Here is a 19,671-nt window from a genome sequence, read left to right as displayed (position 1 = left end):
CAAAGCGGTCTTCAGCCGAAGGTTAGGCGCGCATTGCACAGGTGTGATTTATCCAGGCTGAAACCAAAGAAATTATTATTTTACATTTCATACCTTTAGGGGGACAATTGCTGCAGTATTGGCTTATTTCCCCTTTAGGTAAGATAAAATGACTTATTTTCAGGAGACGGACGAATGGAACGGTTAAAGGATGACAGAAGTGTCCGCGAACAAAATGATACATATTTGGCGCGTCTTAAGAAGGATTTTTTGTCTGAACTGTCGCACAAACTTGGTACCATACCAGAAAAGGATGCTATCCTCGCCGACTATGACAGCCACCTTGATGACATGCTTATTGAGATGATGGACACTGCTGAGGCTGAAGTGAAAGAAGCCATTTATTCGAGACTGGGATCACCAGAGGAAATTGCGGAGATGTGGAGAGACGAGGTAACCGTCACTCCAAGCAATATGAAATGGCTGTTTGTGCTCCTGAATGTACTCTTATTCACCGGAGGCGCAATGTTAACAGCAGCCCACAACCTGTTTGAATGGGGCTGGCTTCGAACGATCTGGGGGTATCTCACTTCAATCCCAGTTGTTATTTCATTCGTGTACATGTTTTTTTGGGCACTGCTTGGTTATGAAATCGGCCGCAGCTTCGGTCATAAAGGGAAGAGACTTGTCCGGAAAACCTTTCTGCTGGCATTGATTCCGAACCTGACGATGATGGTGCTGACAGTGTTTGGAATTATCCCGCATGAATGGTTTGACCCGCTTTTAACGAATCAATTCATTGTCGCATGCATTGCCTTTACAGCCCTGCTTTACCCGGTTTCAATACTTGGCTACTACTGGGGTAAGCGCGCCTCTGTATAAGCTTTTTTTTGCACAGCTACATAGAAATTCTATATACATAGAAAAGGGAGGATGATAAACATGCAACTACGAATGAGGAAAGAGGATTGGCTGTTTTTGTTGCTTTGCCTGGGACTGGGAATCCTGGCAGAGGAAGCGTTCTTATGGTCCCAGCTTGGGATATCTCATTTCATTTTTATTGCCGCATTTTACAGTTTGTTTTTCTGGAGATTCAGAGGCTTCCCATTCCGGAATCAACGCCTCGGCTGGCTCGTGCTCGGGGCAATCTGGATTCTTTCGGCCAGCTATTTCCTATACGACATAGACGTATTTTACGCCCTGAACCTGCTGGCCATTCCGGCATTGGTGGTCTTCCACATTTCGCTCATCACCGGACCGAAGCAGGCAGACTGGGCAAAACCCGCATTCCTAATCCATATCATAAAGCGGATGTTCGACAGCATTGCCTATAATCTTGGATTTACCCGGCTGCTTGCCCGAATGGCCCAGCGCAGGACAAAGGGGAAGAATACCGCTGTTGCAACAAAGGTACTGATTGGTATTGGGATATCGATTCCCGTATTGTTTGTGGTCCTTAACCTGCTCATATCCGCCGACAGCCAGTTCGAACGCATCATCACAACCGTTCCCGACTGGTTCAGCTTTGATGGCGAAATACTCTTCCGCATCATCGCCATCCTGATCTTTACGTTCTCATTCTTTGGATTTATGCAAGTTCATTTGAAAAAAAGAGCGGAAATCAAAACAATCCTAATTAGTAATCATACCTGGGGTTTTGACCCGGTCATTATACTCACGGTCTTGTTGCTGTTGGACGCGGTCTATATGCTGTTTGTCGGCGTTCAATTCACTTACTTTTTCAGCGGAACGCTTGGAGAAGGCTACACATACGCAGAATATGCGCGACGGGGCTTCTTTGAATTAGTTTTCGTATCGCTAATCAATTTAACGGCAACAGTAACCTTCCTTTCTTTTTTGAAAAAAAGAGAAGGGGGGCTGTGGAAGGCAATTCAGTTGGGCCTATCTGTACTTGTTCTTTCTTCCGGCGTCATTCTCGCATCAGCATTTATGAGGATGATGATGTACGAGGAGGCGTACGGTTTTACGATTTTAAGGGTGCTCGTGCATTCCTTCATGGTGTTCCTGCTTATCATTTTCGCCTACACGCTTTTGAAAGTTTGGCTTAACCGTCTGTCGCTGATTCATTTTTATTTCATCGCGGCACTAGTGTATTATACTGTCCTGAATGTTATCGGCATTGACAGGATTGTAGCTGATCGGAACCTTGAACGATATGAACAAACTGGGAGAATTGATGTTGCCTACCTTGGTTATATGTCGGATACCGGGCTGCTGACGCTAATCGATTTGTATAAGATTCATCCTAATGTCCCAGGATTAAAGGAAGAATTGAGGAATCACTTTGCTGAAGCCGAAACGAGAGAAGAGCACTGGCAGGCGTATAACCTTACCCGTGAACGCGCCAGGGAAAAACTCATGGAGCTCGATTTAAAGTGATAAATAAACGGCCTCCCGAATAGGAGGCCGTTTTGTTCTATATACTCATAGTTTCAGCATGCCGATGTTCGATAAGTTTCTGATAAAAAGACGCCATTGTTGCAGTAAAATATGGAACAAGCCAGATAAAACCAATTCCGAGCGTCAAAACTGCCAGGAATGCCCAGCCGATGAAGCTTAGCATCATCAAAAAATACTTGCCTTTGTATCCGTCCATCAATTTACGGCTTTCCGTAATCGCATCGTTAACGACCATATCCGGGTTGTCCTTGAGAATGAAATAGGCCTGGGAATATGCGATTCCTTTTATGATTCCCGGCACAATCAAAAGAAGCATCCAAAGAAAAGTATAGATAAGAGTCAGTAAGTACAATCCCATTGTTTTAAAATAGATGCGTGCCTTTGAAACTGTACTGAACAAATTTCCAATACTGACAGAGTGGCCTCTCCGCATGTCAAGAAATAACCAGTAGTAGCTATAAAGAATCGGGCTAAGTGCTATTGTTGCAATCCATGATAAAGTAGATGCTTCTGCGGACGGCACATCTGCATTGTACCACGCTTCAAAACCGCCGCTTCCCAAAATTTCAATAAACATAGGAATAAAGGTAAACAGTCCAAAAGCAATGAGGGACAGCACAATTGCAGTTCCCCATTTGCCTCTCAAGGCCGCAAGCGCATCCCCTTTAATGTCTTTAATTTTCAATCTCCATTTCCCCCTTAAAATTTCTCTTTGTAAAGTATATATTAAAAGTCACCAGTATACCTCTATAAATTTTATGGAAAAAACAGGATGTTGGATGTGAACCAAATTGTAAACTGATATACAGCCCAGCTCATCCTACGGGTTTTGCAAATTTCAATCATACAAATAAGCCTCCCAAGAAGTTTGGGAGGCTGCTAGTGTTAAAGCTCGTTCAATTCCTTCATGATTTGTGCAGCATACTCAAACGATTTAAGGCGCTCCTCGTGGTCAAAGATTTGTGCGTTGATGATGACCTCATCCGCTGAGGTTTCTTCAAGGAATTCCTGTAGACGGGTTTTAACGATTTCCTTCGTTCCTGTAAAGGTAGAATTGGTGCGGCCCTCAAGCAGCAGCAGTTCGTAATCACTCGCCAGGTGTTTCAAACTTTCCACAGGCGGCTGAAGCTTGCCAGGGCGATTTCTTATCAGCTGAAGGAATTGCTGCTGCATCGACGTAGCCAGCCAGTTTGCCTTTTCCTCTGTATCAGAGGCGATGATATTTACACCCACCATTGCGTATGGCTCATCCAGTACGTCTGATGGCTGGAAAGATTGCCGGTAAATATTCAAAGCAGCAAGAGTATTTTCCGGTGCAAAATGGCTTGCAAATGCAAAAGGCAGGCCGAGCTTTCCCGCAAGTTCGGCACTGAAGCCGCTTGAACCGAGCAGCCAGACCGGTACATTCAGCCCTTCACCCGGAATGGCACGAACATGGATGACGCCTTCACGCCTCGAAGGATCAAAATAAGCCCGCAGTTCCTCTACCTGATTCGGGAAATCTTCAGCACCTGTCCGCCAGTCACGTCTCAGTGCCGAAGCGGTTAGCTGGTCGGTACCGGGAGCCCGTCCAAGACCTAAGTCAATTCTGCCTGGAAAAAGGGATTCTAATGTCCCGAATTGCTCAGCGATAACAAGCGGGGAGTGGTTCGGCAACATAATCCCGCCGGACCCAACACGGATAGAAGCCGTATGGGCGGCCACTTGCCCGATAACGACTGCAGTCGCTGAACTCGCAATCCCCGGCATATTGTGGTGCTCGGCAAGCCAAAAGCGATGATAGCCCCACTTCTCGGCATGCTGGGCAAGGTCAACTGTGTTTTTCAGCGACTCAGCCGGTGTGCTCCCTTGTATAACCGGAGACAGATCCAGAACCGAATAACGGACGCTTTTTTTATATATAGACATATCAATCACTTCTTTCTAAAGACTTCTTCACTCGGATTGTATCAATTTAATACGTGTTCTCAAAACAGATTGCATTAATTATACCTGGTTTTATGGGGACCGGAATGGATCTTAGAGGATTATTTAATAGGTACTACGATACGGTGCAATTCTTTATAACTATTCGGTGGGGTTTCATGGTTATTTTTCTCTAGTGATACTCGAAAAAATCACTAGTCCAGTAGACCTGAAATATAGTAATACTCTGAGTAGTACTAGAAATCACTATATTCAGCAGGCATCCTTTATGACTAGATGGACGTTTTTGTCTGGTTGTTTTTAACTAGTACTACTCGGACACTCACTAGTCAAATTGACATGAAAATCTAGTAATACTCTGAGTAGTACTAGAAATCACTATATTCCTATGACTATTTAGATGTTGATATATGGTTACTTTTATCTAGTACTACTCAGAAAATCACTAGTCAAGTATATAACCGAATTCTGAACTGCATTTAGAATTAACATATTTAGAAGTTCCCCTTTGAAAATAAATTGTTCAACGAGTAATCCGATACCAGTTTCTTGCAACATCGTCCTTGAATCAATAATATGGAGAAAAAGGCAGAGGAAGGATGAGCAACATGACCAACGTATTGCCACCCGGTCAATTTGAAACAGAAAAATGGCCGATCCTCCATCAAGGCGAAGTATACAAATTTAATGAAGAAACATGGCGGTTCCGCCTTTTTGGAGAGGTTGAACAACAACAGACTCTTACCTACAAACAGGTGATGGAGCTGCCAAAAACCACCTCGACGATTGATATGCATTGTGTAACAACCTGGTCTAAGTTCGCAACCACATTTGAGGGAGTTGCCCTTAGGGATTTCTTGAAGCTAGTGAATGTAAAGGGCGATGCAAAGTACATAAAAATATATGGTTATTTAGACGGCGACCCTGAAGGCTATTCAGCGAATTTGCCGCTAGCCCCACTGATGGGTGATGATTCACTGTTTGTTTATCGCTGGAAAGACGAGCAACATGGCTGGCAGGATATCGATCCCAAACACGGCTATCCCCTGAGATTTATTCCACCTGCATCCTTTTATCTATGGAAAGGGACAAAGTGGGCAACAGGAATTGAATTTTTAAAAGAAGACGAAGCTGGATTCTGGGAAGAGCTCGGTTACTCCATGTCTGCCAATCCATTCAAAGAGGAACGTTATCGCTGATATTAAGAGCTCCGGACAGCGATGAAACCGGGTTACGCGGCTAAATTGTTGGTTCCGAATCTCTTGAAACCAGATTATGACAAGCTAGCAATGATTCCGAATTCCTCGGAACCTAGTTACGAGACCAAATTTTTGGTTCAGAATTTCTCGGAACCAGGTTATGACAACCAACCAAATGATTCTGAATTCCTCGGAACCAAGTTGCGGGGCCAATTGTTGATTCCGAATTGCTCGAAACCCAGTTATGCCAAGCTAGATATGATTCCGAAATCTTCGAAACCGAGTTGTTTGGCCAATTGTTGGCTCCGAATTCCTCGAAATCAGGGTTAGGGCAATCTAGAATATGGTAAAGAATCACAACTGGCATCCGGTTACCTGCAATGAAAAGCTTGCCCTTGGCAGGTTCCGAACGATTCGGAACGAGCCTGCGAACTAGACCACTTACTGAATAGGGGAAAACTATGGACACTTATGAAGCACTTGTACAAAAACAAAGAGCTTTTTTTTCAACGGGAAAAACGAAGGATGTCGGCTTCCGAAAGCAGGCATTGGCAAAGCTGAGACAAATTATCCAGGAAAATGAAAAAAGGTTTCTAGAGGCACTCAAACAGGATTTAAATAAGAGTGAGTTTGAATCGTATTTAACAGAAGTGGGAATTGTCCTGAGTGAGCTTAAATTTACTGAAAAAAATGTAGGGAAATGGGCCAAGCCTCGGAAAGTGAAAGGAACCATGGTTCTAGCAGGCTCGAAAAGCTATATCTATCCCGAGCCCTATGGGGTTTCCTTGATCATCTCTCCATGGAATTATCCGTTTCAGTTAGCATTCGCACCGTTAATCGGATCAATAGCAGCAGGAAATTGTGCCATTTTAAAACCTTCAGAGCTTACTCCAGCCACATCGACGCTTTTGGGAGAAGTGGTAAGAAATGCTTTCCCTGAAGAATATATAGCGGTTGTAGAAGGAGGCGTCGAGGCAAGCCAGGGTTTATTGAAAGCAAAGGTCGACTACATCTTTTTTACCGGAAGCGTTCCAGTTGGCCGAATCATTATGGAAGCAGCTGCAAAAAATCTTACACCAGTCACTTTGGAGCTTGGTGGAAAAAGTCCATGTATCGTGCACAGAGATGCGAATCTGAAGCTTGCCGCCAAGCGGATTGCCTGGGGGAAATTCATTAATGCCGGCCAAACATGCGTAGCTCCTGATTATTTGTATATCCATAAGTCAGTAAAAGGCGAGTTCTTAAATCTATTAAAAGACGCTGTCACCGAAATATATGGAGTATCTCCGCATGAAAGCGATACTTTTACAAGAGTTGTAAGCAAACGGCATTTTGACAGGCTTGCTGCGTTTTTACAAGATGGGGAAATTGTATTCGGAGGACAGACAAATTCGGATAAACTGTCAGTTGAACCGACTGTACTTGAAGGCGTGAACTGGGAGTCACCGGTTATGCAGGATGAAATATTCGGGCCCATTCTGCCGGTTTTGGAGTACGATGATGTAGCAGAGGTTGTAGATCAAGTAACCGCCCGACCTAAACCGCTTGCTCTGTATGTTTTTTCCGAAAGTGAAGACTTCCAGGAAGACATTCTTGGTAACATCTCTTTCGGCGGCGGCTGTGTCAATGATACTGTCATGCATTTGGCATCTCCATACCTTCCATTTGGCGGAGTAGGGGAGAGTGGGATTGGCGCCTATCACGGGAAAGGAAGCTTTGATGTATTTTCACATGAAAAGAGTATCATGAAGCAGTCCACCAAATTCGATTTGCCCTTCCGTTACCAGAATACAAAGGACGGCCTAAAGAAAATTAAACTGTTCTTAAAATAGACAGCCTGGGTGCAAGTGCACCCAGGTGTTTTATACTATTCTCGCCTCGTCACGAAGGTGTATTACACTTTTGTACTGTTAAGAAAATTTTATATTTAGTTACTTTTTATTAAGCGTTTCTACGCCCTAGCTACAGCGCTGGGCACTAGGGAAAGCTCCTGAGAATAATCATCGCAGGGACAGGCGCCCTTTGCCTGTCACGAAGGCGCTTTTGCTTTTGCTTCTAAAACCCAAAAAACAGTGTAAAGAAATTGCGCTTCTTTTTTCTTTTAACCGGCACCGCTGCATCAAATACGAGAGGTGCATCTTTTATTAAAGAATCCTTTTTAATCTGTGCTTGGCCTTGAAGAGTGGTAATGGTTGCGGCAAGCTCTGCAACTGTTTTTTGTAATTCCTCAATTTCCCGGCGGTGCTGGAGAAGCTGATAGGATGTTACCGAGTCCGCTTTTCCATCTAGGCGGCGTTCCATGTCATTAAATTTCATTAGCAATTCCTCAACATCCGGGTGAATCTCTACGGCTTTTACAGTTCCTTTGCGCGGGCTTGGGTCTTTAAATGGCGCAATATCCTGGAGTAATGCACCACTCTGGATTTTGTCCCGGATTTCCTCCAGGAGAGGGAGATCGGCTTCCTTGAAAGTGTAATGGCCGCGCTCATTTCGTTCCATAGGCAAATTCAGCTGTTTAACCCAGCGCTGTACTGTGCTTGTTGACACTCCTAGATGTTTGGCAACTTCGCTTGAATTCATTTCAATTCCCCCTAAATAATTTTTCCATAGCGGGCAATGCTCTGGTCTTACTACCTTTATTCAAGAAATAGAGGCTGCTAGACGATCACCCCCAAAATTTCCACCATTTTTTCTCTCTGGCTGCGGCTGTATCGCGGAAGCTTGTGACGATTTCCTGCAGCAGCTCTTCACGGCGGTCCATTTCCTGGCTATGAATCATTCGCTCCATATGCAGAGTTTCCATGTAAAATTCGCGGTCCTTAATAAGCGTATCGTTAAAGCTTTCAACCACATTCTCAGTCACTACATTTGAATCGGACATCGATTTTATCAGGGCTTTCAATTCCTTTGATGAACGTTCGGAAGCCTGGGCCATCCTCTTGTTCAATGAAGAAATTTGTTCGGAGGTGCTTTTCGTAACGTTCGATATGCTGCTTGAAAGGAAGCGTGCAGTTTCGGAGGCTTGTTCCGAAGACTTCGAAACTACCTCGGTGAGTTCGGCTACTTCAGCTAGAGTTCGTTCTCCGGACTTATAAATTGAATCGGACAGGGATTTTACAGTATGGAACGAACCTTTCGAAACTTCCTTTTTAACCTCTTCAATCACTTCCTTTTTCATAGTTGTCCGGATTTCCTCTCGGACGCCAGCAAGAAAATCCTGTTTATAGGCTTCCATAGCGGCGAAAAAGGCTTCGGAATCAAAAGCAGGCACAATAGGGGCTTCAGAAGGTACAGCCACTTCCTGTTTAACTGGCACTGGCTTCATTTCCTTGACTACTTTCACAGTGGTTCCGATAGTCTCGGAAGCAGCCTCCGAGCTTTGCCGGAAGTGTTGCTGGATTAGCTCTCTAATCATTTCTTTCCCTAAATTCTTTTCTCTCATTTGCTTGATCTTCACTAGGAGGGCAATTTCCGTATCCGTATAAAAACGGGATCCCTGCCTGGTCCGCGGTATTACCACAAGGCCGCTAAAATCACGTTCCCACTGACGAATTGTCCCCTGGGGAACACTAATCATTTTTGATACTTCCTGAATCGTATAAGCTTTCATTACTTGTCCGTCTTTCATTTGGATGCATCCTTTCTGGTCAGAAAATTTCTGCATTGGAGTTTTTTTCTAACGGTACTATCTATGTTTTTGCCGCGGAGGGAGCGTTTTCCTGCACCATGACAAAAGCTATCAAAACTAGTGGTTTTACGTTGAATAAAAACAATTTACGAAGGTTTACAGGCTGAATTTCCCAGGCAAAGGGGCGAATGGGGGAGAATGATTAGCCGGCTTTAGGAGAATAGGGAGGACGTGTCGATATCTGTTTAGTATCCTGGGAAAAATCCGCTAAAAAGAGAGAAAGCTAGCATCCAATTAAAGATTCGAGGGAAGGAGGAAGAGGGCTGCAGTTTGAATCCTTTGATGAAACAAAGCTTTTAACAATTGCCGTTGAGATTTGAAGGGATGCTTTGACCCTAAGTTTTGGAACAGAAGATTTCAGAGCAGAAAAAAATAAATGGTACGAATCCTAGTGAACCCATTGGAAAGAATCAAGCATTTAAATTACCAGGCAACAGGCCAGCCTTTCGAGAATATGCTGTGAAAAAGGCGTGAGTCCAATGATTCATATAGTTAAAAAAGGCGAAACGCTTGCCATCATCGCAGTGAATTACAGGGTAAGCCTCTCACGGTTAATGAGGGCAAACCCGGGTATCGGGGAGAGGATTCAAGTTGGGCAAAGGATTACAATTCCTGGACTGCCTAATCCGACCACGATTCCGTACCGAATAGATGTGTCTGTCAAAGGCAAGAAGCTTACGTTATTTAGAAACGGCCGGGTAGAAAAAACATATCCGATTGCAGTGGGAAAGATGCTTACAGCTACCCCGCTCGGAGAATATGTCATAGTTAATCGGGAGCCGAATCCAGGTGGCCCGTATGGTGTAATGTGGCTTTCCTTATCCAGGGCGGGGTATGGCATACATGGCACGAATAATCCCTCCTCGATAGGCAAGGCAGTTTCCAGGGGATGTATCCGAATGTATAATAGCGATGTGCTTGAGCTTGCCGCCAAGGTTCCTAATGGAACACGCGTCGTAATTCATAATTGACTACAAAACAGGCAGCCGCGGCTGCCTGTTTTCTACTGAGAATACTTTTTAGCAAGCTTTCCGGAACACTGCAAAGGATTTCTGGTGACACCACTCAAAACCAATTTAATCAACAATTTTCACTAATTTTATTTAAATATGAAGAAAGATATCAAAGTTTGCAGGAATAAAGCCGGAAATGTCGAAATACAGACAATATACTTCAAAAAGACGGGGTGTCCTATGAAAATAACAGGTCAAGTGACACTTTTGGCTTTATCTTTAATTTATTTAATTATTGAATTTATATATTACGGAGAAAAGGCTCTTACATTTGAAACAGTACTGCCAGTCCTATTGGCTTTGGTCGTTGGCTGGCAATATGACAGCTACCGTTATTACATAAAAATATCCCGTGAAAATGAACAGAGCTACCGTTCCTTAATTGATTCACTGCCTGAGTCAGTCTTTATTCACCATAATAATGAAATTCTTTATGTAAATGATGCGGCAGTTACAATGATGCACGCAAAGGATAGGGATGAACTTTTAGGTCACGACATCTTTGAATTTATTGATCCTGAATATTATGAGCGAACAATTGAAAGAATGCGTATCGCAAAGTCAAAAGGGAAAGCGCTTCCAAATATGGAGCATAAAATTTTCCGAATGGATGGCGTTCCTATTTTTTTTGAGGTCTCGACAATGTCCATTTCTTATGGAGGTAAAAAGTGCCTTCTGACAATTGGCAAGGATATTACGAACCGCAGGGTAGAAACAGAAAGGCTGCTTCAAAAATCGGATAAGCTTGCATTACTAGGCCAAATGGCTGCAGGAATTGCCCACGAGATACGAAATCCACTAACCTCTATTAAAGGCTTCGTTCAACTATTCAAGGCTGATAATGATAAAAAAGAATACTATGACATTGTTTTATCGGAGCTCGAACGAATCAATACTATTGTCAGCGAGTTCCTGGTCTTGGCAAAGCCTTCTGCGGCTGTTTTCAGGGAAAAAGAAATTACTGGAGTCCTCAATGATGTCGTAACACTGATTAACACCCAGTCAATCCTAAACAATGTTGAGATTGTCACCGACTTCGAACCTAAGATGCCCACTATTATTTGTGAAGAAAATCAGTTGAAACAGGTCTTTATTAACCTGCTTAAAAATTCCATTGAGGCCATGCCCGATGGAGGAAAAATCCATATTAGTTCACGTAATGTCAAAGACGGTGAAATCATGGTAAAAATAACTGATGAAGGAGTAGGCATACCCGAGGAACGCATGGAAACCCTTGGTGAACCTTTTTATACAACAAAGGAAAAAGGAACGGGACTTGGCCTGATGACCTGTTTCAAAATCATTGAAGGCCATAACGGCAAACTCATTATTTCGAGTCATGTAGGAGAAGGGACTTCCATTGTCATTTTATTGCCATCGCTGCAGTAGGTACTTTAAAAATAGGAGATTACTAAATTTTTGTCCAAAAGGCTGTCCGAAAAGTCATTGAGAATGGCTTCCTGGGACAACTATTTTTTATTAGAAAGAGCCACTATTTAGTTACCTTATGCTAGCCTTGGTCGGACACAAAGTCACTTAGAGCTTTATTTTAGCGCAATAAAACCCCGTCTTAAAGAAAGTCCGGGGGAGTTGGGCTTTGCATTTTAAGACGGGGTTTTTAAAAGTATTGCCAAAGTGTTTTTCGTTTATGCAACATGTTCAGCATTGATTTTATTTTTTGAAAAGATTTTACGTATCCACGGAATTATCCAGCGGTCAATCCCATATCACCCTGCATTGTATCCTGCGAACAGTATGAGTGTTCCAAAGAAAATATCTGTCGGGTTATAAGAGTCAGTTCCTGCCATGAAGAAAGCAAAGTTCATGAGGAGCGCAAAGAATATCGCCGCTGTGGTCAGGCACCCGAGGATTAAGCCAAGACCGATCAAGAATTCTCCCTATGCAACCAGCACATTAAATATCCCGACATTTGGTAAAGCAATGTTTTCAAGGAAGTTTACGTACCAGCCGTAAACCAGGTTTCCATCCGGACCTTTAACTGAATTCGCAATTGCATTTTTTAAAAATCCCGAAGCATCAAATCCGTCCGCGATTTTATGGTAGCCTGCTGTCAGCCATGCTTACCCCAGACAGAGGCGAATGATGGTCAGGATTCCCGCAGCAATTTTACTTGTTCTTAACCAGTGGACCATGGTAGAGCACTCCTTTATGCCTTTTTAAGAACAAAAGTCATCCCTTTGCTGGCTCGACACTCAATAGGTGCTATTGTATTATTCGATACCTATACTCACCTAACGAAACCTCTTTTTGACAAAAAGAGGTTTCGTTGCCGAATAGGACACATTCCTATTCGTTTGTTAAAATAAGTGAAGATAGTAGAAATGTGGTGATACAACCAATGCTTTCAAATTGGATGAAGAATTTCGTACTTATCTTTTCTATAACTTTTTTATTAACAGGCTGTACAGCATTAACTGACTCTGATCAAAACAAGAATGGCATGCTGCCCGCGGAAGTTTTCAAAAACATTGACGGGGATACAGTTACAGTTAAGGTGAGAGGGAAAGAAGAAACAATCCGGCTTTTACTGGTTGATACACCTGAAACCCAGCATCCTCGGCTGGGAGTCCAGCCATTTGGACCGGAAGCTTCAGATTTCGCCAAAGAAATCCTATACCCGGGAAGAAAAGTAGAGATTGAGCCAGGTATCAACTATGGAAGGGATAAATACGGAAGGCTTCTCGCTTATATTTATGTTGATGGAAAAATGTTTAATGAACGCCTGCTTGAAGAAGGATTGGCAAGGGTTGCGTACGTATACCCGCCCAACACTAAATATGTTGACGTTTTTTATGACATTCAGGACGAAGCGAAGAAAAAGGAAAAGGGCATTTGGTCCATAGAGAATTACTCAACTGACGAAGGCTTTCAAGCTGACAAAGCTGCTCAGTCAGGGTATAAAACGGGTATAGAAGGCGGGGAAGCAGCCTGTAGAGGAAAAATAAAGGGCAACATGAATTCCATGATTTATCACGTTCCCGAAGGTTCCTATTATAACAGTGATATAAAAGAGATAGAATGGTTCTGTACGGAAAAAGAAGCAAAGGAAGCAGGCTACCGAAAAGCAAAGCGTTAGTCTTATTTCTTTTTGAAAAAAGTAAGCTGTCCTTTAGCAGCTTACTTTTTCTCATTCATCATCGGTTTTTTCTTGTAATTCTCGCAGCCTTTTAACAATGGAGATGTCGTCCTGAAGGAGTTGGACAAGGTCTCCAATTCGGTCAATGGCGTTCCAGCTGAGGTGGTGCTCTATTCCTTCAACATCCTTATAGATGTTGTCGTTTTCCACCCCGATCAAAGCAAGAAATTGTTCGAGAAGGTCGTGCCTTTCAACAAGGCGTTTTCCTATTTTTTTACCTTTAGATGTAAGGACAAGTCCTCTGTATTTTTCATAAACAAGATAGTTATCCTTATCAAGCTTTTGAACCATTTTTGTAACAGAAGAAGGCTGGACAGACAGGTTGTCTGCAATGTCCGAGACCCGTGCATAGCCTTTTTGCTCTATAAGCAGATAAATTTGTTCTATGTAATCTTCCATACTAGGTGTTGGCATCTTTTTCCCACTTTCCCCGGCATTCTCGCTTCTAATTATATAAAACAAGCCCAATTGTTACAAGGAAAGGGCAGGGGGCTTTTTCTCTATGATAAAAAATAAACCGGGATTCCCTAGCAGGGTTACCCGGTTCTGTTAGCTTCCTATTTTTGTGAACTGTCAGAGTTATAGAAGAACTTTGCAGTAATTGAACCGTCTGCGTTCTCTTTAATATCTGTTACATGAATTCCAGAGTCTGCTGGAGTAGCGCTTTGGCCTTTCCAGAAATAGTAGGAACCGGTATGAACATTGCCTGAAACTGGAGTCAGTTTGGAACCTGTCTTAAAGAAGTCACCAGCATCACCGCGGTTTACATACTTTTCAAGGTCGTACTTGCCATCAGCCTGGACAACGGAAAGGCCGTAGTGAGTAATTTTGGTGTTTCCGACCATTCTGAATTGATTGTATTGGAATCTTTTATTCATCCAGTTGGCTACATTGTTTGGAGTCCGATAGGTTTTAAGGACATTTTCATCAACATGCCATGCAACAAGGCCATGAGCATCCTCGCCTTGACGGATAAGCCCTTTGTTAAAGCCATCCTGCTGAACATTCTCAAAAAGGAAGTATTCAGATCCCTTTGAACCTGGGACTTCCATCTTAACGAATGCTTTGTCCCCATCAGCTTTGTTTACAGGCTGGAGCGTAATTTCTTTAACCCCATCCTCAGGCTTAACTACAATCGGAGAAGCCCAGCCCATTAACATTTTTGAATAAGGGTCAAAATGGGTTGGTGAGTTTCCGGCATACTGTGCTGCATTAGGGTAGCGCATCCAAGAACCGCCAGACATCATCGAATAGTTTCCTACACCTTCAGAATTATAAGCAGTATCATAGTAGTCAGGCAAACCTATCGCATGGCCAAATTCATGGGCAAATACTCCTGCTGTTCCAGGGAAAGGACCAGTTTTGGATGTTTCATCATAACCGCCAGTCGCCAAGTTGAATCCTGCTACGTTACCGCCGATTTCAGGCTGAACGTTATAGTTGTTTACCAAAACACCATCAAGAGTGTGTTCTTTAATAAAATTTGCATACCAGGTGTTCCATTCTTCTTCCGTTTCAACGCCATCACGGTTGACATCGGAGGAAGGGAAGCCTGTTTCATAATACTTGCCGTAATAATTAGCACTTAAGGCATTCCATTTATGAGACCAAATCTGTGCCGGGTCGCGGCTGTACTCAGCGCCAGTTCCTTCATGGACGATAAACACGTTATCTACTGCGCCTTTAACTGCATACTTGGAAAAATCTACCACACTATCAGCGGCTTTAAAAACGTCTGAAACAAATTCACCCATATGAGCATCGCCGTTGACGTTACCATTTACATATTTATCGTTTTCAGCATATTTACCTTCCTGGTCAAGGTAATAGGAAGCACCTTTAGGAAGTTCAACCCATACCAAATCTGTATTCTCTTTTTTAACTAGGTTTACTTTGCCGTAACTGGACTCTTTATAGATATTTTGCATGGTGCTGTCAGTAGGAGCCTTGACACCGTTATATTCGGCATACTTTTTGAAATCCTCGATTTCATATGGATTATACGTATCTCCAAAAATAAGATCCTCGTAATACTTCGCAGGGACTTGTCCAGGACGGTCACCTTTAGGTTCGTCACCTTCTTTGAACTTTGCCAGGATAACAAGAACTGGCACATCGCCAACTGCCGGCTTTGGAGTAACCCGGAGGCCAGCAGGTTCTTCAAATTTCGTGCCATTCTGATTGGCAATTTTCTCTGCCGGATCTGCTTTTGATACATTAACACCCAATTCCTTTGCTTGGGCAGCTAGTTCTGGAGTAGCACTTACATAATTGGCCAATGGTAAGTTATATGTAGTTTTCATTGTTGCTGTAGGGGCTTCCTGAGACTGAACTCCCGTAAAACCTATACTGCCGGCTAAAACAATGGCCAGTCCCGCTTTTGATAATACATTTAACAAGAGCAACACTCCTTATTTTTGATATTTCGAATATATCAGAATAATTCGCAAACGGACAACAGGGCAATATTCCTGTATCAAAACTACTATATTTTGTTTTTTTAAGAATTTTTATGTTATTTTCGGTACATTTATCCCTCTTAAAGAGTAATTTTGGAAATTACTTGGTTAACTGATAGGTCAATAAACCTAACCCACAAACAGCGTTTGTCGAAATAAGTCGAAAAGTTTATTAGCCTCCCGAAACATTAATATCAACCTATCGCTTCTATTCGTTAAACGAAACATAATGATACCAATCTGAGACTGCTTTCAAAATAAGCGCACATGAACCGCTACAGGATGGGAAGGGGTTTTCTTCAAGTACATTCAATAATGACCATGCACATTTATGTTGTTTTTGAAAGATTAAGAGATTGTTCTTTTCCTAATGGGGTAAACTAACTTGATGATTGTTATTTACCTTTAATAAGAAAAAAACAAATTGATGTTCATATACTAAACCATGCCAAAAGTCGTAAGAAATCAGTTGGTTGAGTGGGTTTCCTATGGTAATATGGAAATCCGGAATAGAACGGTGAATATTTACACGTCGAATGAGCAAATGGAGTGAGTCGGATGGATAAGGAACTACAAACAGAGCAAAGGCGAGTTAATGATGTTATCCAGGAAATTGATAGCCAGGCCAAAAAGCTCATCAAAGAAAGCGGCTATGTGGGTGAGGAAGTACTTAACCTCAGGCAAACCTTCTGGGAGGATGTAACGGTAAACCTCGATGAACCCGATGATGTTATTGAAACGGCGGCAAGCTTAAGACAGCAGGCGGAACTTCTTGGTGAACGCGAGCGGACCAGAGGACAAATGACCCGCCAAATGAAAATTCTTGACCGGCTTCGCTATTCGCCGTATTTCGGCAGAATTGATTTTCATGAAAAAGGGGAAAGCACCACTGATAAAATTTACATAGGAATAGCCTCTTTAATGGACGAAAACAAGGAAAATTTTCTTATATATGACTGGCGGGCACCAATTTCCAGTGTGTATTATGATTATTCGCCAGGCCCAGCGGCATACGAGACACCAGAAGGGGAAATCAATGGGGAGCTCGAGCTCAAACGGCAGTATTTAATCAGGGGCGGGAAAATCTCTGGCATGTTTGACACAGGTGTAACCATTGGTGACGATATGCTGAAGGAAGTACTCGGAAGCCAGGCAAGCACCCAGATGAAAAGTATTGTAGCAACAATCCAAAGTGACCAAAATAAAATAATCCGCAATGAAAAGAGCCAGTATTTAATTGTCCAGGGGGTTGCTGGCAGCGGCAAGACTTCAGCAGCGCTTCAGCGTGTCGCTTACCTTCTATATCGTTATAGAGGAACTATTTCATCCGAGAATATAATGCTGTTCTCGCCAAATCCGCTTTTTAACAGCTATGTCGCTACGGTCCTTCCTGAGTTAGGAGAGGAGAATATGCGCCAGGTGACCTTTATGGAATACCTTAATAACCGGATTGGAACAGCTTACAGCCTGGAGGATAATTTTGACCAGATGGAATATTTGCTGTCCAATGAGGACAGCCCTGCGTACAAAGCAAGGATTGCCGGGATTCGCTATAAATCGTCACTCTCCTTTAAACACCAAATCGATAAATTTACTGATCAGCTTTCAGAAAACGGGATTGCTTTTAAAGATATTCGTTTTAGGAAAAGAGTTCTTGTGTCCAAAGATGAAATTAGCCGTTACTTTTATTCGCTTGCGCGGGATATTTCTATCCCAAATCGAATGCAGGAAGTAAAGAATTGGCTTTTTAAACAATTGCGGAAAGAGATGAAAGCCGAGCAAATGAAGCCATGGGTAGAAGAGCAAATTCAATTCCTTGATAAGGAAGATTATATCCTGGCATTCAAGAATCTTGAGGAAAAAGACCAATTCCGGGAAAGTACGTTTGATGATTTTGATAGGGAACAAAAATTTCTTGCGGAAATGGTTGTAAAAGACAAATTCAAGCCTTTGTTCAATGGGATTAAAAATCTCAGATTTATCGACAGAATGAAAAACTATAAGCAATTGTTCCAGACCCAAAAATCCGATGCGACACTTCCGCCGGAATGGGATCAAATATGCAAACAAACATTGAAGAAGCTTGAGAATAACAGCATTCAATGGGAAGATGCAGCGCCGTTTGTTTACCTCCAGGATCTAATTGAAGGCCGGGCTTCGGGGACAGGCGTAAAACATATTTTCATTGATGAGGCCCAGGATTATACACCTTTTCAATTCGAATTTTTAAACATGCTGTTCCCATATAGTAAAATGACTTTGCTGGGTGATTTCAACCAGGCAATTTTTTCAGGAGCGACCGGTTCGTTGACGGTTTTGACAGGAGACCTTGAAGAAGAAGGAATCGAGCGGATTACGCTGAACCGGACATATAGATCGACAAAAGAGATTGTTGAATTTACCAGGGAACTGCTGGAGGACGGCCAGGACATTGAACCTTTTGCCAGGCAGGGGGAGAAGCCTTCTGTTACACTTCTTGATGGAACGGGACAGCTGCGGGTAAATATTCTTTCTGCTATTGATGAGCTTCAGAAGGATGGTCACCGAACCATCGCAGTTATTTGCCGGACAGCCAAGGAAAGCATGGAAGCCTATTCGCTGCTGAAATCAATACAAGTTAGACTCATTGAAAAAGGAAGTGTATCGTTTGAACCAGGCATCCTCGTCATTCCTGCCTATTTGGCAAAAGGAATTGAATTTGATGCGGTTATTATGTTTGATGCTTCCCAATACAAGCATGAACGTGAACGGAAGCTTTTTTACACGGCCTGTACACGAGCGATGCACAAACTGCTGCTCTTTTGTACGGAAGGAATTAGCCCGTTAATGGAAAAAGTACCTGAAAACGTCTATACTAAGGTGGAAGGCTTTAATAAGCCGTAATAAAAAACTGAAACCTTTTTTAAATCAAAACGTACAACATGACACAAAACAAATATGACCCTGACTGGCAGGTGAACCCACCTTAAATCTAGTGGGCTAGCTGCCTTTAAGGAAGTAATAAAAATGGGGGATACACATGAAGAAAACCTCAAAGCTGATGACAGCCGTTTCCTCAACTGCTCTGGCCCTTGGCCTCGTTGGCTGCAGTACGTCTGGATCCGATGATTGGGAGTCTTCAGCAGGGCAAACGGGTGACATTCCGCCGATGCCTGAAAACACGGACTGCGGACAATGGGATTGGGATGAAGATGATGGTGTCTGGGAGTGCGACGACCGCAATTCTAGCTATTTCGGACATTTGTTTTTCGCCGGAATGTTCTTTTCAAACAGGTCGGCCCTTTATAAAAACAGAGACTTTGTTAATTACCGGAACAGTCCCAGCTTCAAAGGAAAAACCGGTACCGGAGATTCTATCCGCAACGGAGGTTCTGGTTTTGGAAGGGGTTCAACTAGTACTGGCGGTTAATAGTATTTAGGGGGTAAGTTGATGGAATTATATGCAAATTTCTTTGCATATCTTGGTGTTGGGCTGGCGCTCCTCACCACGGGTATCATATTGTTCGTTTGGAGCACGCCGAAAATTAAGGAATTTAGCCTGATTGGCCAGAAAAACCTGACAGCGGCCATGTCGCTCGGAGGGAAAATCATCGGACTTGCGCTCGTCCTCGGGGCTGCAGCGGAATTTTCCGTATCACTTTTAGATATGGCCATTTGGGGAACAATTGGAATTCTTGCACAGATAGCCGCATTCAATCTCGCTGAAATCATTACAATCCGCTATTCGATTAGCAAAGCGATAGAAGAGGACAACAGGGCTGTAGGAGCGATGCTGTTTTCTCTATCTATTTCGATAGGCTGGATTGTATCAAAATGTCTCTCTTATTAA

The 19,671-nt window shown here is 42.9% G+C and carries 16 protein-coding genes and 1 pseudogene; 10 read left to right on the top strand and 7 right to left on the bottom strand.

Annotation, left to right across the window (positions count from 1 at the left end):
* Window positions 1–174 precede the first annotated feature (174 nt).
* Both AM500_RS12100 and AM500_RS12095 read left to right on the top strand, forming a co-directional pair.
* A complete protein-coding gene (locus tag AM500_RS12100; RefSeq protein ID WP_231688143.1) occupies window positions 175–861 on the top strand; it encodes a DUF1700 domain-containing protein in 687 nt (228 codons plus the stop codon).
* A gap of 60 nt (window positions 862–921) precedes the next feature.
* Window positions 922–2,379 carry a DUF4153 domain-containing protein gene (locus AM500_RS12095; protein WP_053599430.1) on the top strand — a complete coding sequence of 486 codons (1,458 nt, stop codon included), beginning with the start codon at window positions 922–924 and terminating at the stop codon, window positions 2,377–2,379.
* 37 nt (window positions 2,380–2,416) lie between these two features.
* Here the strand turns inward: AM500_RS12095 and AM500_RS12090 are convergent, their stop codons facing one another.
* A complete protein-coding gene (locus AM500_RS12090; RefSeq protein WP_053599429.1) occupies window positions 2,417–3,085 on the bottom strand; it encodes a DUF975 family protein in 669 nt (222 codons plus the stop codon).
* Window positions 3,086–3,285: 200 nt separating this feature from the next.
* Entirely contained in the window at window positions 3,286–4,308 is a 1,023-nt protein-coding gene (locus AM500_RS12085; protein WP_053599428.1) for an LLM class flavin-dependent oxidoreductase, read from the bottom strand.
* 626 nt (window positions 4,309–4,934) lie between these two features.
* Between AM500_RS12085 and AM500_RS12080 the strand changes: the two genes are divergently transcribed.
* Window positions 4,935–5,525, top strand: coding sequence for a molybdopterin-dependent oxidoreductase (locus tag AM500_RS12080; protein ID WP_053599427.1), 591 nt, complete (start codon window positions 4,935–4,937; stop codon window positions 5,523–5,525).
* A 461-nt stretch (window positions 5,526–5,986) separates the two neighbouring features.
* Entirely contained in the window at window positions 5,987–7,357 is a 1,371-nt protein-coding gene (locus tag AM500_RS12070; RefSeq protein WP_053599425.1) for an aldehyde dehydrogenase, read from the top strand.
* 223 nt (window positions 7,358–7,580) lie between these two features.
* Here AM500_RS12070 and AM500_RS12065 read toward each other — a convergent pair whose 3' ends face one another.
* Complete coding sequence (locus AM500_RS12065; protein WP_053599424.1) at window positions 7,581–8,105, bottom strand: MerR family transcriptional regulator; 525 nt, start codon at window positions 8,103–8,105, stop codon at window positions 7,581–7,583.
* Window positions 8,106–8,190: 85 nt separating this feature from the next.
* Window positions 8,191–9,153: a MerR family transcriptional regulator gene (locus AM500_RS12060; RefSeq protein WP_231688142.1), complete on the bottom strand. Its 963-nt coding sequence runs from the start codon at window positions 9,151–9,153 to the stop codon at window positions 8,191–8,193.
* Window positions 9,154–9,692: 539 nt separating this feature from the next.
* Between AM500_RS12060 and AM500_RS12055 the strand changes: the two genes are divergently transcribed.
* Entirely contained in the window at window positions 9,693–10,184 is a 492-nt protein-coding gene (locus AM500_RS12055) for a L,D-transpeptidase family protein (RefSeq protein ID WP_053599422.1), read from the top strand.
* A gap of 222 nt (window positions 10,185–10,406) precedes the next feature.
* Window positions 10,407–11,615, top strand: coding sequence for an ATP-binding protein (locus tag AM500_RS12050; protein WP_053599421.1), 1,209 nt, complete (start codon window positions 10,407–10,409; stop codon window positions 11,613–11,615).
* Between the two features lie 257 nt (window positions 11,616–11,872).
* Here AM500_RS12050 and AM500_RS26095 read toward each other — a convergent pair.
* Window positions 11,873–12,379, bottom strand: a pseudogene (locus tag AM500_RS26095) (DoxX family protein).
* Window positions 12,380–12,585: 206 nt separating this feature from the next.
* On the opposite strand from AM500_RS26095, the gene AM500_RS12040 reads away from it, so the two are divergent.
* The gene (locus AM500_RS12040; protein WP_053599420.1) at window positions 12,586–13,323 is read left to right on the top strand and encodes a thermonuclease family protein; all 738 of its coding nucleotides are present in this window, start codon (window positions 12,586–12,588) and stop codon (window positions 13,321–13,323) included.
* Window positions 13,324–13,374: 51 nt separating this feature from the next.
* Here AM500_RS12040 and mntR read toward each other — a convergent pair whose 3' ends face one another.
* Entirely contained in the window at window positions 13,375–13,797 is a 423-nt protein-coding gene (mntR, locus tag AM500_RS12035) for a transcriptional regulator MntR (RefSeq protein WP_053599419.1), read from the bottom strand.
* A gap of 143 nt (window positions 13,798–13,940) precedes the next feature.
* Window positions 13,941–15,791 (bottom strand): M6 family metalloprotease domain-containing protein, encoded by a 1,851-nt coding sequence (locus AM500_RS12030; protein ID WP_231688141.1) that lies wholly within the window; start codon window positions 15,789–15,791, stop codon window positions 13,941–13,943.
* Window positions 15,792–16,400: 609 nt separating this feature from the next.
* Between AM500_RS12030 and helD the strand changes: the two genes are divergently transcribed.
* The 3 genes from helD to AM500_RS12015 all read left to right on the top strand — a co-directional run bounded on the left by helD (window position 16,401) and on the right by AM500_RS12015 (window position 19,671).
* Window positions 16,401–18,725 (top strand): RNA polymerase recycling motor HelD, encoded by a 2,325-nt coding sequence (gene helD, locus AM500_RS12025; RefSeq protein ID WP_053599417.1) that lies wholly within the window; start codon window positions 16,401–16,403, stop codon window positions 18,723–18,725.
* A 136-nt stretch (window positions 18,726–18,861) separates the two neighbouring features.
* The gene (locus AM500_RS12020; protein WP_156319797.1) at window positions 18,862–19,251 is read left to right on the top strand and encodes an aminotransferase yhxA; all 390 of its coding nucleotides are present in this window, start codon (window positions 18,862–18,864) and stop codon (window positions 19,249–19,251) included.
* 21 nt (window positions 19,252–19,272) lie between these two features.
* On the top strand, window positions 19,273–19,671 hold the full coding sequence (locus AM500_RS12015) for a DUF350 domain-containing protein (protein WP_053599415.1): 399 nt from the start codon (window positions 19,273–19,275) through the stop codon (window positions 19,669–19,671).

Origin of the sequence: Bacillus sp. FJAT-18017 (assembly GCF_001278805.1) — a bacterium.
Classification (GTDB): domain Bacteria; phylum Bacillota; class Bacilli; order Bacillales; family Cytobacillaceae; genus Bacillus_D.
This window is presented reverse-complemented; position numbering and strand designations above follow the sequence as displayed.

What these genes read in the sequence shown, in the direction of transcription:
- AM500_RS12065 (WP_053599424.1), bottom strand. Translation starts at nt 8,105, where the DNA reads ATGAATTCAAGCGAAGTTGCCAAACATCTAGGAGTGTCAACAAGCACA.
- AM500_RS12080 (WP_053599427.1), top strand. Translation starts at nt 4,935, where the DNA reads ATGACCAACGTATTGCCACCCGGTCAATTTGAAACAGAAAAATGGCCG.
- AM500_RS12100 (WP_231688143.1), top strand. Translation starts at nt 175, where the DNA reads ATGGAACGGTTAAAGGATGACAGAAGTGTCCGCGAACAAAATGATACA.
- AM500_RS12050 (WP_053599421.1), top strand. Translation starts at nt 10,407, where the DNA reads ATGAAAATAACAGGTCAAGTGACACTTTTGGCTTTATCTTTAATTTAT.
- AM500_RS12040 (WP_053599420.1), top strand. Translation starts at nt 12,586, where the DNA reads ATGCTTTCAAATTGGATGAAGAATTTCGTACTTATCTTTTCTATAACT.
- AM500_RS12095 (WP_053599430.1), top strand. Translation starts at nt 922, where the DNA reads ATGCAACTACGAATGAGGAAAGAGGATTGGCTGTTTTTGTTGCTTTGC.
- AM500_RS12085 (WP_053599428.1), bottom strand. Translation starts at nt 4,308, where the DNA reads ATGTCTATATATAAAAAAAGCGTCCGTTATTCGGTTCTGGATCTGTCT.
- mntR (WP_053599419.1), bottom strand. Translation starts at nt 13,797, where the DNA reads ATGCCAACACCTAGTATGGAAGATTACATAGAACAAATTTATCTGCTT.
- AM500_RS12070 (WP_053599425.1), top strand. Translation starts at nt 5,987, where the DNA reads ATGGACACTTATGAAGCACTTGTACAAAAACAAAGAGCTTTTTTTTCA.
- helD (WP_053599417.1), top strand. Translation starts at nt 16,401, where the DNA reads ATGGATAAGGAACTACAAACAGAGCAAAGGCGAGTTAATGATGTTATC.
- AM500_RS12060 (WP_231688142.1), bottom strand. Translation starts at nt 9,153, where the DNA reads ATGAAAGACGGACAAGTAATGAAAGCTTATACGATTCAGGAAGTATCA.
- AM500_RS12055 (WP_053599422.1), top strand. Translation starts at nt 9,693, where the DNA reads ATGATTCATATAGTTAAAAAAGGCGAAACGCTTGCCATCATCGCAGTG.
- AM500_RS12015 (WP_053599415.1), top strand. Translation starts at nt 19,273, where the DNA reads ATGGAATTATATGCAAATTTCTTTGCATATCTTGGTGTTGGGCTGGCG.
- AM500_RS12020 (WP_156319797.1), top strand. Translation starts at nt 18,862, where the DNA reads ATGAAGAAAACCTCAAAGCTGATGACAGCCGTTTCCTCAACTGCTCTG.